The organism is Neolewinella litorea (assembly GCF_004803465.1).
In the GTDB taxonomy this organism is placed as follows: domain Bacteria; phylum Bacteroidota; class Bacteroidia; order Chitinophagales; family Saprospiraceae; genus Neolewinella; species Neolewinella litorea.
The window spans coordinates 261,453-276,635 of record NZ_SRSF01000001.1 but is presented as its reverse complement, the minus strand read 5'-3'; the positions used below and the strand labels follow the sequence as shown (position 1 = coordinate 276,635).

The window sequence follows — 15,183 nt, the reverse complement described above, 5'->3', positions numbered from 1 at the left end:
GGGGCTACATCCTTTCCGGCATTTCGATGCCCAGGATTCCCATACCGGATTCCAGCACGTTACCGACCGATTGGCAGAGGCGCAAACGAAAGGCAGTGGCGGCTTCGGAGCCGGCGTTGAGGATGCTGACATCGTGCCAGAACTTGTGCAGGTTCTTAGCCAGTTCGTAGCAGTACATGGCCACCAGTGAGGGGTCGTAGTTTTCCGCGGCGTCGCGCAGCAGGGTCGGATAGGCGTACAGCTGGCTGATAAGCTCGCGTTCGGTAGGTTCCAGGGTGGTGTACTCACTGGCGGCGGCCAGGTCCGGGGAACCGGCCTTTCGCCACACCGCGCGGGTCCGTACGAAAGCATTCTGTACGTAGGGACCGGTCTGCCCCTGCAGGTCTACGCTTTCCTTCGGATCGAATACCATGCGCTTTTGCGGGCCTACCTTGATGATCTGAAACTTGAGAGCCGCCATACCGATCTTGCGGATGATCTCCCGCCGCTCCTCCTCGCTGAGGTCGCTGGTGGATTCCCGCTCCAGGCTCGACTGGTACGCCTCCTGGATAACTTCGTCCATCAGGTCATCGGCGTCAACTACGGTGCCTTCCCGGCTCTTCATCCGGCCGGTCGGCAGGTCCACCATTCCGTAGCTCAGGTGAAAGAGCCCATCTGCGTAAGGCTCACCCAGGCGCTTCAGGATTTCGAAGAGGACCTGGAAGTGGTAGTTCTGTTCGTCGGCCACGGTATAGACCATACGGGTAGCACCGAAATCGTCGTAGCGCAGGCGGGCAGTGCCGAGGTCCTGGGTGATATAAAGACTGGTGCCGTCGGCGCGCAGTATTGCCTTCTCGTCCAGCTTGGCATCGGTGAGGTCGACGAAAACGGAGCCGTCTTCCTTGCGGTAGAACACCCCCTTTTCCAGCCCCGACTCGACCATATCCTTGCCCAGCAAGTAAGTTTGTGATTCGTAGTACAGCTTGTCGAACCGAACGCCCAACCGCTCGTAAGTCTCATCGAATCCTTCGTATACCCAGCCGTTCATCTTGTTCCAGAGGGCCACGGTCTCCGGGTCTCCCTGCTCCCACTTGAGCAGCATTTCCTTGGCCGCCGCACCCAGATCGCTGAAGTTGTTGAAGTAGGTATTCTTGTACCCCTTCCAGAATTCTTTCTCGGGTAAGTCCTTTTTGTTCTTGGCCTGGAGCACTTGCTGCGCGTCCTCCGACTGTTGCCACTGTCGGTATTCCTCCTGGAACCGCGTCTCGAACATGACGTAGTGCTCGCCGACGAAGTGGTCCGGTTTGACTCCCGCCGACTTGGGCGTGGCACCCTCTCCGAAGCGCTGCCAGGAAAGCATCGACTTGCAGATGGCGATGCCGCGGTCGTTCACGATTTGCACGGTCTTCACGTCGAATCCCGCGGCGTCAAGTAACTGACTCGTGGCCCAGCCCAGCAAAATATTGCGGATGTGGCCAAGGTGCAGGGGCTTATTGGTGTTGGGGCTAGCAAACTCGACCACTACCCTTTCGTCGCGCGCGGGCGAACGGCCAAAGTCAGACTCGCCGGCCTCTTGGAGCAAAAAACGCGCCCAATAGGCGTCCTCGATCACCAGATTCAGAAAACCTTTGATCACGTTAAATTCCTTCACTTCCTCCAGCTCGTCCTTGAGGAAAATGCCGAGGTCCTGCCCGATCTCCTCGGGCTTTTTCCGGGCCAGTCGGGTCAGGGGGAAAGTGACGACGGTATATTCGCCCGCGAATTCTTTACGGGTGGATTGCAGGGTGATTTCCTGTCCGGCAGCATCCACTCCGTAGCATTGCTGTAGCCCTTTGCGGACTCCGGATTCGATCAAATCTTGTAGTGCGGTCATATGGCCGCAAAGATAGAAGATCAGACCGCAACCGTACTCAAACTTACCCGTAACTCTTCCTGGGCTTCCAGGGCCACCGCCCGCACCGACGCCGGGATATCCGTAGAAGCGACGTAGTAATCGACAACGGGCAGGTACCGTACATCCTGCAGGCAGCTGATCAAGCGCAGGGCGGCGATCTTGAGACGGTCGTCGCGGCCGCGCAGTACCCGCCGCAGCGATTTGAATTCCTTGCGTCGCAGTTCTGCCACTTCGGTCTCCACATCTACGAGTTCGGTGCCGGAAGCATTCAGGTGCCGCTGGCGCTTATCGAGAACCGGAATGATGAGGCGCTTGAGGGAAAGTTCCAGCAGGTTGTCCAAAAACTCAATGGCACTGATCTGCACCGCCCCGGTATCCCCGTTGAGGGCCAGGTGTACCGGTATGATGTCGGCGGGAGGATACCGGAGACCGAGCAGTCGGAAAAGGCGGTTAAATGTCCCCCGCATGCGCTGGTTCAGCAGGCTGGCGTAAGCCTCGCGGTAGGCCAGCTCGTCCTCGCTCTGGGTGTAGCGGAGCAGGATATTCTGGCTGTACACCTGTTCCTGCTGCGTCTCGTAGGTGCGGGTTTCCGCCACGATGAGCCGGTAAATGATCTTCCCCGGCAGGTTGCGTTTCGGGAAATCACGGCGAAAGGCATTGAGCGCCCGCAGCACCTCCATACGAAGGGCCAGATCGTGGGGATAGTAGCGCTCGATCAGGGAAAACAGCAGGTCAACCGACTGCTGACGGTCGATCTTTTCGATGACGGAAGGCAGCCGGCGGATCTCCGCCAGGGTGAGTTCGCCCTCCGCAATCAAACCGGGCACTACGGCCAGTAATCCGCCCTGGTACTGTACAAGCGCATTGATGGCCATGGGCCGCAGGCCGGGATGCACGATCAGGTGCAGGAGGGGCACGATCAGGTCTTCGTGCTGGCTTTCGCCCGCGGCAAGGATGGCGTAGCGCAGTATTTCCTCCTTCTCCGAAACCAGACAGCGTTGGATGAAGGCCCTACCCGTGGCGGTCTGGGACCGGCCCGAAGCCCGTAGCAGATATGGGTACCAACGTTTGCGGTCGGCCACCGGTAGCGTACGCAGCTCGCGGATGCGCCGCCGAAGCCGCTGGCCCACGCGCCACTGCTTCTGGCTGTAACTGTTGCCCGCCGTCTCCGTGGCCAGGCTCACGAGAGCGGCCCCGGAAACGTCGGGGTCGGCGTGGTCGAGCAGGGGTTCCAGGACGGACCGTTCCACTGCGTGCGTGCGGGAGAACAGGTAGTCAAAGGCCGCACTACGTACCTGCCGTTCGGGGTCGCGTAACAGGGGCATAACTTCGTCAAGCAATTCCGTGCCGGGTTGCAGGTAAAGACTGCGCAGGGCCCTCGACCTAACGTTGCCCGAAGGGTGGGCCAGCAACCTGCGTATGGGCTCCCGAAAAGAACCGTTGCTGAGGTCATCGGTCCGCTCCAGCACGTAAAGCAACTGCTTTTCATGGGTACTCATCTGACCCTCCTCCAGGACCTGAAGGAAGCCGGCCATGACCTTGCGGTGGTGGCTCTTCAGCCGGTTGCGGTGCTCCTTGGGTTTGAGGTGGGAGAGCTGCGCCCTGAAGGCTTCGATGTATTCCTCACGGATGAGCACGACGCTGACCATCCAGATAGCCACCAGGCCCAGGACCACCCAGCTGATGGCCGGCGCGGACAGGTGCAGGATCTGCGTGACCAGGATCAGCAGCAAACCACCGAGGCCTCCGGCCAGGCTGTCGACAAAAACGTCGATGTAAGTCTTCACTCGTTTCTTGGTCTCTTCGTCCAGCGGCAAAAAGAGCATCTCGATGCTGGCGCGGCTGAGGCTCTGCTTCAGACTGCCGTCTACAGATCGACTGAAGATCGCGGCGTTGAGGCCCGGAATGGCCAGCATCACTACCGCACCGATGCCGAGCCCTACCGGCAGGAACAGCAAGGCGCCGCTGACGCCCATGCCTTGCACCACCCGATGGGTGAACAGCAACTGGATCACGAGGGCGACAATGTTGAAGGTAGAGTACCAGAACCCGAAGAAGCCGGCCAGCCGATCCTGGTCGCCGTACCGTTCGGCCGCCAGTACGCTGAATTGGTAATCCACCAGTTTGGCCACCGTAACGCTGAGGGCCACGATGCCACATAGGAGCAACAGGTGCTTGCTGGCCAGGATCAGGCGGTGGGGTGCCTCGTAGCCGGCGTCCGACTTCCGCTTGCGACTGATCATGCTCTGCTTGCGTGCCACGTACCGGCGCCAGATCAGGGTTGTCAACAACAGACTCGGGACCAGCAGGGCGGCCGCCACCAGAATCAGGTTCCGCGCGCCGATCTCCTGGGCCAACAGCGAGGTGATGTACCCGCCGGCGATACCTCCGGCGATGGCCCCGGCCCCGATCAGCCCGAAAAGCCGCTTGGCCTGCCGCACGTCAAACACGAAACTGGCCATCATCCAGAACTGAGAAGCGGCCAGCACCCCGAAGATGGCCGTCCAGAGGTACAGAATCACCGCGATGGTGGGCCTGGCCAGCGGGATACGCATGAAACCCGCGCAACCGAGCAGCACGGCCAGGCAGACGACCAGGGAAACCGTGCTCACCCGCAAGAGGCTGTACTGCCGCAGCGCCAGAGAGTATCCGGTGCTCACAATGGCCGCCAGTACGGCGGTGGCCAGAAAAATGTAGGGTAAACCGATGGCGCCGTATTCCGAGAGGAAAAGGGCGCTCGCCGTGGGCTTGACGATCAGAAGGGTACAGATGATAAGGAAAACGAGCAACTGCAGTAGAAGCACGGCGCCCCACTCTCCCGGCCGGGCCCGAAATAGCTTGCTCAAAACTTGCTGCATACGGAGACGTTAATTCCCTCGTGGGCCAGGTGTGAAAACGAAATGCCAATCTTTTTCGGAAGCCGGCCCCCTCCTTCTTAACAAGATAACTCTAAATAATGTCAACCTCCCCCAAATTCGGAGAAGTATTGAACCATATTGACAATACCTCCCGCAAAGAAACCATAATTCTTGGCGGCGGCTGCTTCTGGTGCGTGGAAGCCGTCTTCCAGGACATCCAGGGTGTCGAGCGCGTGATCAACGGCTACGCCGGCGGTGATGCCCAATCCGCCAACTACGAAGCGGTCTGCAGCAAGAAAACCGACCACGTAGAAGTCGTCCTGGTAGAGTTCGACCCCTCGGTGATCACCCGCGATGAGATCCTGGAGATCTTCTTCGTGTCCCACGACCCCACGACCCCCAACCGCCAGGGCAACGATATCGGGCCGCAGTACCGCAGTGCCGTCTTCTATACCAACGACGAACAGAAGGAGGCCGCCGAGCGGCAGATGCGTGAACTGGTCCCCGAACTGTACGACCAGCCCGCGGTGACCGAACTGGTGCCTTTCACCAGCTTCTACGCCGCCGAGGACTACCACCAGAATTATTACGCCAAGGTCGGTGACCGCAACAGCTACTGCACCTTCGTAATCACCCCGAAGGTGGGCAAGATCCGCAAGAAGTACAGCCACCGATTAAAGTCGCGCGCATGAAACCCTGGGGCGGCACGCTTGTATTACTACTTTTTACTACCGCCGTACTCACGGCGCAAAACCAATCATCCTATATGGATACCACCAGTTACAGTCTCGGCATCGTGCTGAGCCAGAACCTGAAAAGTCAGGGATTCGACAGCATCGACGCCAGCAGTCTGGCCAAAGGATTTGAAGACGGCCTCAGCGGATCGGGCAAGGTTTCCCCCGAACAGGCCAACCAGTACATCCAGCAATATCTTCAGAAAGCAGCCGCGGCCGCGGGTGCCGAAGCGCGTCAGGAAGGCGAGGCTTTCCTGGCTCATAACGCCAAGCGTCCCGAGGTTAAGGTCACCGAATCCGGACTGCAGTACGAAGTTCTTCAGGAAGGAAGCGGCGCCAGCCCGTCGGCTACGGAAACCGTCAAGGTCCACTACCACGGCACCCTGATCGACGGCTCCGTCTTTGACAGCTCCGTGGAGCGCGGGCAGACCATCGAATTCCCCCTCAACCGCGTTATTCGCGGCTGGACGGAAGGTCTGCAACTCATGAAGGAAGGCGCGAAATACCGCTTCTTTATTCCTTACGACCTGGCCTACGGAGAGCAGGGATCGCCACCGGCCATTCCGCCCTACGCAGCCCTGATTTTTGATGTAGAACTTTTCGAAGTTAAATAGCCGAGGCGATCGGTTCGCTTACGGGTTGGGTGCCCATCCAATGCTGGAACAGCTCAGCCAACTCCTGCGTGGCGCCCATCCCGTAAGCAGCCGCGCCCAGCATTAAGGTCGTTACGAGAAAAGTTACGGTACGGGCTTGACGGCGGCGTTTGCGGTCATTCTTAAGCGTGAGGTAATTCATGGTTTGGTATCGTTAATGTCCTTGTAAATTGGTAACGTCTAAATTAGTCAGGCTCATATACTTAACCATAACGCCGCGCCCATTTTAGGACCGATTTAAGGCCTCCTTTACGGAACGGTACCTTTTCTACGGGGACCGGCAAAGGCCGAGTGAACACCTACCCAAACCGTTAACACAATACGCATGCCCAAGCTTTCCGATGACTACAGCACCCTGAGCCGCGAAGTCGCCGCCGCCGGTGCCCGACTGGTCGTTGTCACCAAAACCCACCCCGTTGAGCTGATCCAGGAACTCTACGACCTCGGACACCGGGATTTCGGTGAAAATCGCGTGGCCGAACTGGAGGAAAAGCATGCCCGATTGCCCAAAGACATCAACTGGCACTTCATCGGGCACTTGCAGCGCAACAAGGTTAAAAACGTCCTGCCCCTTGTCTCCCTGATCCACTCGGGCGATAGCCTGCGGCTGCTGCGCGAGATGGACAAGCGCGCCGACGACAGCCGCGTAGATGTCCTGCTACAGTACCACATCGCCGAGGAAAAAAGCAAATATGGCCTGACCCCGGAATCCGGTCGCGAACTGCTGGAGTCCATCCGGAAAGAACCCCTGGAGAACGTCCGCATACTCGGCGTTATGGGCATGGCCACCTATACCGACGACAAGGAGCAGGTGGCGCAGGAATTCCGCACCCTTCACGAGATCTATTCGTCGGTCAAGGCTGAGTACTTCGAGGAGGAGCCCACCTTTTCGGAAATCAGCATGGGCATGTCGGGCGACTATGAGGTAGCCCTCCAACAGGGCAGCACCCTGGTCCGGATCGGCAGCCTGCTGCTGGGCAAGCGCAACTACGATTGATCCTCTCTCCTTACTCCTTGGGGGGGTGAAAACAGCAGGGGGAAAAACCTCCCCTCCATCGGTTCCCCGGGCGCTACGGCTGGAACCCCCTTTAACAGTTCTTCCCCGGCGTTGCTCCGGGTGCCGTCGGCAAAAACGTTGAGTACGAATGCGCGACGTGCGCGCTCCGACCGGTTGTGGTAAGAGCCGTGCACCAACAAGGGGTGGTGAAAAGTAGCGTACCCCGCAGGGAGTTCCACGGCAACCCTTCGGTCGAATGCCCGGCGCTGCTCCGCATCCAGCTGCTCATACAGCCCGTCCATATCCCCCGCCAGCGTGGTTTTATCGAGCAGGTTCCAGCGGTGAGAGCCGGGGATATATTGCAGGCACCCGTTGTCTTGATGGGCATCGTCGAGGGCTGTCCAGCACGTCAGGTGTTGAATGGGTCCCGTGCGGGTCCAGTAGCTGTAATCCTGGTGCCAGGCCACTACCCCACCATGACGGGCCGGTTTGCAGAACAACTGATCGTGCCAGAACCGTACCGATCGATTGCCGAGCAACTGAGAAGCAATCACCAGAAATCGGGGGTTCCAAAGCACGTCGTGAAACGCCGGCGTAATTCGCCAGTGGCCCAGGCTATGGAACAGCACCGCATCCGGATCCCCGCTTTCGTTGCTGTGGAACTCATAGAAGAGGTGGTGGCCCGGATGGTCGGGCCGCATCAGCTCATCCAGCTCGGCCTTCAAGCGCTCCACCTGATCCTCATCCAGCAGTTTTACGTTGCTTAGGTACCCCTCCTTTCGGAAAAAGGCTACATCCTCCACAGGCAAGGCGTACCGGTCCCAGGTCTCCTCGGCGCTGAGACGGGGAAACAAATCGGTGAGGGGCTCCGAGTGTCTGGAGAGATCGGGGTAAGTCATAAAAGGGAAGATAATGCGAAACCAAATGCCTTATTCCCCAAACGTCCAGGCCAGGATGCGGCTTTTTTTATTCCCTTGCGCCATCGGCATTACGCGAACCCTAGCACCCTCCAGTCGGTCGAGTTCGTGGCGGGCGCTGTCCAGGTAACCCTTTTTCGAGACCAGCGTGGTAAACCACCCCACCTGGGTGCGGTAAGCATCGCTTTCCCGAATCATCCGCCGCAGAAAGGCCAGTTCTCCACCCGGCGTCCACAGCTCGGAATCGGCCCCACCGAAGGAAAGTCCGGCGTCCTGCCGACCAAGTTTTTCCCACTTCTTCCGACCGGCCCGCTCAGCCGACGACCGGTCCGCGTAGAACGGCGGATTGCATAGCGTAGCATCGAAGTACTCCCCTGGCTCCACCACCCCGGTAAACAGGCGCACGGGATCGGTCTGCTGCCTCAATTGGACCCGACCGCGTAGCACCGGATTAAATTTCACGATCGCCTGAGCCACCCGCAGGCTTTCCGGATTCACCTCCGAGCCTACCACCGTCCAGTCGTATTCCCGCACCGCCAGGATAGGATAGATGACGCTCGCACCGGTCCCGACATCCAGTACCCGACGGGCATGGGGGACCAGGTCAGCCAGGGTATGCACGTAGTCAAGCCGTCCGGGGAGCGGGGGCACGAGGTGTCCGGCTGGCACGTCCCAATGCTGCAATCCGTAATCCCGCATCAGCAAGGTCCGGTTGAGCAACAACAGGGCCTCCCGGCGGGTAAAGTCCAGCGACAACTTCCCCGCCGGATTGGGGGCCAGGAAGGCCTCGAGGCGGGGTTCCAACTTGCAAAGGGCCGGAAAATCGTGCTTGTCTCGGTAACGGTTTCGGGGGTGCATACGTGGTGCGGATGGTCGGTAAAGGTACCTGCCGGTGATGTACTTCCATCATGTTGAATAACCAGATGCCTGGGTAGTGGCCGGTCCCACCCGGGGCAATCCGTCCACCCAAGCTACCTTGCGCGAATGGAGACGATGCCGTTATCCCGCCTGGCTACTTTCATCCGCCGCGTGTTCGCGCTGAATCTGCCGGAACCCGTATGGGTTTCCGCCGAACTCGCGCAGGTGAACGAATCGCGCGGGCACACCTGGCTGACGCTGGTGGAGAAGGGAGAGAACGAAGCCGGCATCATAGCCCAGTTGGAGGCCGTGATCTGGTCCGGGAAGCTGAAACGCATCCACAAGCTCCACGGGCTGCGCCTTACCCGCGGCGTCCTCCAGGAAGGGATGTCGGTACGACTGCAGGTCAGCACCTCCTTTCACGAACGATACGGACTGCGGCTCATCGTGGAAGACCTCGACCCGGAACATACCCTGGGCAACCTGGAACGCCGCCGGCAGGCTACGCTGGAAGCCCTCAGTCGCGACGGGATACTGGACCGAAACGCCCGGCAACCCCTCCCCCCGGCACCGCAACGACTGGCCGTGATCAGCGCCGATACGGCAGCCGGGTGGTCCGACTTTCGCCGCCAACTGGCGGAGAACGGCTACGGGTACTCCTTCACCGCCGATTTGTACTCCGCCGCGCTGCAAGGACAGCAGACCACCGAGGAAATTACCACCAGGCTACGGCAGATAGGACGCCGCAAAGCGGAATACGACTTGATCGTGATCGTCCGGGGCGGGGGCGGCAAGACCGATCTGGCAGCCTTCGACGACGAAGCCCTCTGCCGGGCCGTAGCCGACGCCCCGCTGCCGGTAATCGTGGGTATTGGGCATGAGATCGACATCACGGTGCTGGATCGGGTCGTGCACCGCAGCTTAAAAACGCCCACCGCCGTGGCGGCTTACCTTATTGATGCATTGCTGCAGACCGAAACACGCCTGCTGAACCTGGGCCGGCGCATTGCCGCTACCGCTACCGCCCTCCTTCACGGAGAAACATCCAGCTTGGACCGCAAGGCCATCGCCATTCACCAAACGGGCACGGCGGTTCTGGAGGCCGGGCACCTGCGCACCGCCGCCCAACGGAAGGAGTTGCACTACCTGGTAAGGCACCAACTCGAGCGGGCCGGTGACCGGGTGCGACAACAATCAATGCTGCTCAATGCCCTGCGGCCGGAAACCACGCTGGCCCGGGGGTATGCACTGGTGAGCCAGGAGGGCCGTATCCTTACCTCGCCGGACAAAGCGGTTCCGGGAAAGGTGGAGGTGAGGCTGCGCGACGGCAAACTGGTATTGAGGCGCGACTAGTTGCCGAAGCCGATAGACTTTTTGCCCCCCTTGCTGGTCCGGTAGAGCTCGCCCATACGGATGGCAGTGACGGCGGCCTCCACCCCCTTGTTGCCGTGCTTGCCACCGGCGCGGTCGAGGGCCTGCTGGTGATCGTTGGGGGTGAGCACGCCGAAAATAAAGGGCTTTCCGGTGGCGATGCTGAGGTTCACCAGGCCCTGGCTCACGGCATTATTGATGTATTCGTCGTGTTTTGTTTCGCCCTTGATCACGCAGCCGAGGCAAATCACTACGTCCAGTTTTTCACGACCGGCCAGAATCCGACCGGCCGCGGGTAGCTCGAAGGTTCCCGGTACCTGCACGGTATGGATCTGTTCCTCGCGGGCGCCGTGCTTAACCAGGGTATCGTAGCAGCCCCGGTAGAGCGCGTGGGTGATGTCGGCGTTCCAATCGGCTACCACGATTCCGATCGTAAGTGGAGCGGCATCGGGAAGTGAAGATTCGTCGTAAGTGCTCAGGTTTTTCTGGGCGGAGGCCATGGGCGGAAATTTATGGGCAAGATACTGCCGGCCGGGGCAGCCGGTAACGGGCAATGAATTTTCAGAACGGGAGGCGGTCTACGTCGACGTTGCCTCCGGTGAGGATGATGCCGATCTGCTTGCCGCGGAAGGTTTCCGGATTACGCAGTATGGCCGCCAGCGGGACGGCGCAACTGGGTTCCACGATGATCTTCATGCGCTCCCAGATCAGGCGCATCGCCGCTATGATCTCGGCCTCCGAGACGGTGTAGATGGCTTTTACGTAATCACGGATAATGGGGAAGTTCCGTTCCCCCAGGTTGGTACGCAGGCCATCGGCTACCGTCTGATTTGTTTCGTTCTCCTCGATCCTGCCGCTTTGGAAACTGCGGAATGCATCGTCCACGGCTTCGGGTTCCGCGCCGATTACTTCGGCCTTTACGCTGAAGTATCTGGCGGCCAGGGCCGTACCCGCCAGTAGTCCGCCCCCTCCGACGGGGGCCACCAGGTAGTCGAGCACGGCGGAAGTGTCCTCGATCAGCTCCATGCCCGCCGTTGCCTGACCGGCGATGACTCCGTAGTCGTCGTAGGGATGAATAAAGGCCGCACCGTGCTCGGCAATCACCTGCTCCAAAGCCGCCTGCCGCTCCCGCGGAGTGTTGTTGCAATACGTGATGTGGGCGCCGTACCCTTCCACCGCCGCCACCTTCACGCGGGGTGCATCGTGGGGCATCACGATATAGGCCGGCACTCCGAGGACCTGCGCGGCCTTGGCTACTGCCTGGGCGTGGTTGCCGCTGCTGTGGGTGGCCAGGCCACGTTCCCGTTCCGCCGGGGTGAAGCGCAGCGCGGCGGAAGCACCACCCCGCATCTTGAAGGCCCCGATACGCTGAAGATTTTCACACTTGAAGTACAGGTGCGCACCGGATAGTTCGTCAATACTGCGGTTCGTGAGCACGGGGGTGCGGTGCACGAAAGGGTGGATTGCCTCGTGGGTGACGAGGAGTTCGGCCTGGTTGGGGATACCGGAAAGCGGGGGTAATTCGATCATGTTCAGCGTACTTTAAGCCAGTTTACCACTTCCTCCAGCCAATTTTGCACCGGAGTCTCTCGCTCCCGGGCAGCGCCGAAGCCGTGACCTCCCGTGGCGTATATCCGGAGGTCGGCCGGTACCCCGTGCGCGACCAAGGCGGAATAATATTCAAGGGCATTGCGGGGATGCACCACACCGTCGTCGGAGGCGTGCACCAACAAGGTGGGTGGGGTAAGGGAATCTACCTGCGCGGGCAGGTTGTAGTACTGCAGCAATTCCCGGTCGGGATTTTCCCCGACCAAATTGGCCTGGCTACCGGCGTGGCCACTGCGGGCCTGCTCCATGATGGTGACCGGGTAAACCAGAACACTGAAGGCAGGCCGGCTGGATGCACCGGCTGATTCCCGCGGGTGAACGGAGGCGGACCCCGCCAGGTGCCCCCCGGCGGAGAATCCCATTACACCTACCTGGTCTGAAGCGTACCCAAGGCTGTCGGCCAGAGCCTTCACCCGCAGCAAACCTTCCTGCGCATCGTGGAGGGCCACCTCCGAGCGACACGCATCGGCCGCGCGGGCCGGCAACCGGTGACTCAGGACGAATGCGTGAAATCCCCGGTGACTCAAGTAGCGGGCGATGTCCGTCCCCTCCAGGTCCCAGGCCTCGATGGCGTAACCGCCCCCCGGAATGATCATCACTGCTGCCGATCCCCCGCCGCGGGGCACGGGGGCGTAGTAATGCAATTCCGGCACGCTGACGTCGGTCAGGATACGTCCGATGCCCGGGTCGGTCCGGCTCGCCAGGGGCCGCTCGGTTGGGCAGGGGATGGCGCCGGTATACACCTCATATACCCGATCCTGCGCGGCAAGCGCGACGGTATTGAGCAAGAGAAACATTAGGAGGCGCATGGGCGGATCTTGGTAGTGGGGGCGGCGTCTTGCTGCGGTTTACAGCTTGCGGTAACCCGATTCCGTACGGAGCAGAATATAGGCACCCGGGTACCCCATCTCCAGGGCGCGGGCGCGTACGGCTTCGGCCTGCGCTTCATTTTCAAGTCCATCGATGAAAAAGACCGTCAGCTCCCCCCGCTTTTCCGAGCCCAGGGTACCTAGCTGACCGGCCTTGGCGCGGTCAAAGTTTTCGGGTTTACCAAATGCTCCGAGCTGAACGCGGTAGGCAGCGGCGGCCGTTGGAGCGGCGGCCGGAGTGGCGGGCGCGGCCACTGGTGCCTCCGGAACCGATGCCGGGGCTCCGGCGGGCGGGGCGGGCACGGTGGCCGGCGGGGGGGCAACCGAAGGCGGGGCGGCGGGGGGTGTGGCCTCCGTCACTACGAAGGTTCCGGCGTAACCCAGTTCCCTGGCCCCCTGGGAAGCGGCCTGGGCTGCCTCCCTGGTGGCAAATCCTCCCAGACGCACCTTAAACCGGCCGTCGGTTTCCTGGATGTAAACCTGGCCGAGTCCGGTCAAATTATTGAACAGTTGCACATCCGGACGCGCCCCGACGCTGGCAATCTGCACGGCAAAGGCACCGGTCGCAGCCGGCGGATTATCGTAGGTCGTGGGTGCCGCGGGGGCGCTTCCTCCGGTGGGGGGCGGGCTACTCGGTCGCGGCGCGCGGGGTGGTGCCGGAGGATCGACCTCCGCCGTGGCGGCCGGGCGGCCAGGATTGGCGGGAGCCGCTCCGGGAAGCAGGAGGATGTTTCCGAACGCGTCGGGTTTGCGCCCGCCGTCGGTCGTCACGGGAAAGGTCATGGGGGCGTAACCAAAGGCATCCACCGATACATCGTAGGTCGTAAACGGCTGTACGGAGGTATAATATGCGCCGTTCACATCGGTAGTGAGCGTGGTGGAGGTACTGTCGCTGCGCTTTGTGATAACTACGGTAGCATCGACAATGGGCAGGTTGGTCTGGATGTCCGTCACGTAACCGCGTACCGCTCCGAAGGGAACGGGCTCATCGGCGGAAACCCCTTCGGGCACGCTGCTTACGGGTCCGGAGGCGTCGGCGGTTTCGGCGCTGGGAGCCGTGGCACCGCGCGGACTGATGTAGTAAATGTCTTCCGAAGCAGACAGACCGCCTGGCCGGTTGCTGGTCACGAACCCGGTCTGGGTTGAAGGATCGAAGATGAAGCCAAAGTCGTCCCGACTGCTGTTCACCGCGGAGCCCATATGGTACAGGGCCACCGGCCGCATTCCGTCCATCTCGGCGCGGAACACATCGTAGGCCCCCAGGCCATGGTGCCAGTCGCTCGAGAAGAAGAGGCTGCTGCCGTCAAAGTAGGGGGTGATCTCGTGGCCCCGGGAATTGACCGTCGGCCCCACGTTTTCGGGCAGGGCCGCCCAGCGCTGTCCGTCGAAGGTGGCCCGGTACACGTCAAATCCTCCGTACCCCCCGGGGCGGTCACTGGCGAAGTAGATCGTGCGGTCGTCGCCGGCGAAGGTGCCGAATCCGGTACTGAAATCATTGCCGTTGAAGGGCAGCGGCCGGACGTTCGTCCACCGTCCTTCTGCGTTGACGTCGGCGATCATAAGGGTTAGGGTGATGCCCGCTTCGGGCACCATTCGGGTGCCGGGGGTAAAGTTGTTGCGGCTAAAGAGCACCTGCCGTCCGTCGGGGCTGTAGCTCACCGGTCCGATAAATCCGTTTTCGATGCGGTATCCGAAGCTGACGGGCACCGGGTCACCGGCCGAGCCGTCGGGGGAAAGGGTGGCCACGTAGGGACGGTTGCCGCCCGCCCCGTCGAAATCTTCGTCCGCCCGCCCGGAGTTGAATACCAATCGGCCCGGCTGCGGCAGCGTAGGACCGAAATCCGCGGCCAGACTATTAATGTCGAGTCGCCTGGCCTGGAATCCGGCGTTCTCCCCCTGCTGTTGCTGGGCGAAGGTGGTACTCGTAACGTAGTGGTTGCCCACGGTCGCATCCGCTTCCCGCCCGTAGGCGGCAAAGAGTGATTCGGCGAGTGCGTATTCCCCCAGCGCCCGCAGGGTTTGGGCGTAGTTCAGCAGCGTAGCCGGTTCCACCTTGTTATCCTCCATTGCGCGCTCATAGTACAGGCGGGCGGAGTCCATCTGGTTGATCATCTGGTAAGCCAATCCGAGGCGGGACAGCGCTTCCGGGTCGTCGGCACGGAAGGTCAGCGCGCGCTGGTAACTCTCGATGGCGAGGTTGTAGGCGTTGAGTTCGAGTTGCTTGTCCGCGGTCCGCATTTCGCTGCGGTACTGACCGGCGAGGGGCAGGGCACCCAGCAGCAGAAGTTGGAGAAGCAGGTACTTGGAAACGTTTTGCATGACGGTAGGATAGGTCGCCCCAAACATAGGTATTTTCCCTGCGTCGGGGACATTTCTGTGGGCTACTGGGCGCGGGCGCGGGTGCCGTAGCCCGACCGAACTCCCCGCCCTCTGGTTCAGTATAGA

Annotated in this window: 13 protein-coding genes; 4 read left to right on the top strand and 9 right to left on the bottom strand. The window is 61.0% G+C overall.

What is annotated here, in order from left to right; all coding sequences use genetic code 11:
• Window positions 1-4 precede the first annotated feature (4 nt).
• Together argS and E4021_RS01185 are read right to left on the bottom strand one after the other, a co-directional pair.
• On the bottom strand, window positions 5-1,852 hold the full coding sequence (argS, locus tag E4021_RS01190; protein ID WP_136456067.1) for an arginine--tRNA ligase: 1,848 nt from the start codon (window positions 1,850-1,852) through the stop codon (window positions 5-7).
• Window positions 1,853-1,872: 20 nt separating this feature from the next.
• Complete coding sequence (locus tag E4021_RS01185) at window positions 1,873-4,731, bottom strand: Npt1/Npt2 family nucleotide transporter (RefSeq protein ID WP_136456066.1); 2,859 nt, start codon at window positions 4,729-4,731, stop codon at window positions 1,873-1,875.
• A 98-nt stretch (window positions 4,732-4,829) separates the two neighbouring features.
• On the opposite strand from E4021_RS01185, the gene msrA reads away from it, so the two are divergent.
• Together msrA and E4021_RS01175 are read left to right on the top strand one after the other, a co-directional pair.
• On the top strand, window positions 4,830-5,423 hold the full coding sequence (gene msrA / locus E4021_RS01180; protein ID WP_136456065.1) for a peptide-methionine (S)-S-oxide reductase MsrA: 594 nt from the start codon (window positions 4,830-4,832) through the stop codon (window positions 5,421-5,423).
• A gap of 74 nt (window positions 5,424-5,497) precedes the next feature.
• Window positions 5,498-6,079 (top strand): FKBP-type peptidyl-prolyl cis-trans isomerase, encoded by a 582-nt coding sequence (locus E4021_RS01175; RefSeq protein WP_168797409.1) that lies wholly within the window; start codon window positions 5,498-5,500, stop codon window positions 6,077-6,079.
• Here the strand turns inward: E4021_RS01175 and E4021_RS01170 are convergent.
• Window positions 6,072-6,260, bottom strand: a complete 189-nt coding sequence (locus E4021_RS01170) for a hypothetical protein (RefSeq protein ID WP_136456063.1) — start codon at window positions 6,258-6,260, stop codon at window positions 6,072-6,074. The genes E4021_RS01175 and E4021_RS01170 overlap by 8 nt on opposite strands.
• Before the next feature lie 183 nt (window positions 6,261-6,443).
• Between E4021_RS01170 and E4021_RS01165 the strand changes: the two genes are divergently transcribed.
• On the top strand, window positions 6,444-7,115 hold the full coding sequence (locus tag E4021_RS01165; RefSeq protein WP_136456062.1) for a YggS family pyridoxal phosphate-dependent enzyme: 672 nt from the start codon (window positions 6,444-6,446) through the stop codon (window positions 7,113-7,115).
• Here E4021_RS01165 and E4021_RS01160 read toward each other — a convergent pair.
• A complete protein-coding gene (locus E4021_RS01160; RefSeq protein WP_136456061.1) occupies window positions 7,106-8,014 on the bottom strand; it encodes a phytanoyl-CoA dioxygenase family protein in 909 nt (302 codons plus the stop codon). The genes E4021_RS01165 and E4021_RS01160 overlap by 10 nt on opposite strands.
• Before the next feature lie 30 nt (window positions 8,015-8,044).
• Window positions 8,045-8,890 (bottom strand): 23S rRNA (adenine(1618)-N(6))-methyltransferase RlmF, encoded by an 846-nt coding sequence (gene rlmF / locus E4021_RS01155; RefSeq protein WP_136456060.1) that lies wholly within the window; start codon window positions 8,888-8,890, stop codon window positions 8,045-8,047.
• Between the two features lie 126 nt (window positions 8,891-9,016).
• Between rlmF and xseA the strand changes: the two genes are divergently transcribed.
• Window positions 9,017-10,243 (top strand): exodeoxyribonuclease VII large subunit, encoded by a 1,227-nt coding sequence (gene xseA / locus E4021_RS01150; protein ID WP_136456059.1) that lies wholly within the window; start codon window positions 9,017-9,019, stop codon window positions 10,241-10,243.
• On the opposite strand, the gene ribH is transcribed toward xseA, so the two are convergent.
• The 4 genes from ribH to E4021_RS01130 form a co-directional block, all read right to left on the bottom strand.
• Entirely contained in the window at window positions 10,240-10,761 is a 522-nt protein-coding gene (ribH, locus tag E4021_RS01145) for a 6,7-dimethyl-8-ribityllumazine synthase (RefSeq protein WP_136456058.1), read from the bottom strand. The two genes, xseA and ribH, sit on opposite strands and share 4 nt — an antisense overlap.
• A 61-nt stretch (window positions 10,762-10,822) precedes the next feature.
• Window positions 10,823-11,791 (bottom strand): pyridoxal-phosphate dependent enzyme, encoded by a 969-nt coding sequence (locus tag E4021_RS01140; RefSeq protein WP_136456057.1) that lies wholly within the window; start codon window positions 11,789-11,791, stop codon window positions 10,823-10,825.
• Window positions 11,792-11,793: 2 nt separating this feature from the next.
• Window positions 11,794-12,678: an alpha/beta hydrolase gene (locus E4021_RS01135; RefSeq protein ID WP_136456056.1), complete on the bottom strand. Its 885-nt coding sequence runs from the start codon at window positions 12,676-12,678 to the stop codon at window positions 11,794-11,796.
• 39 nt (window positions 12,679-12,717) lie between these two features.
• A complete protein-coding gene (locus E4021_RS01130; protein ID WP_168797408.1) occupies window positions 12,718-15,057 on the bottom strand; it encodes an SPOR domain-containing protein in 2,340 nt (779 codons plus the stop codon).
• Window positions 15,058-15,183 lie beyond the last annotated feature (126 nt).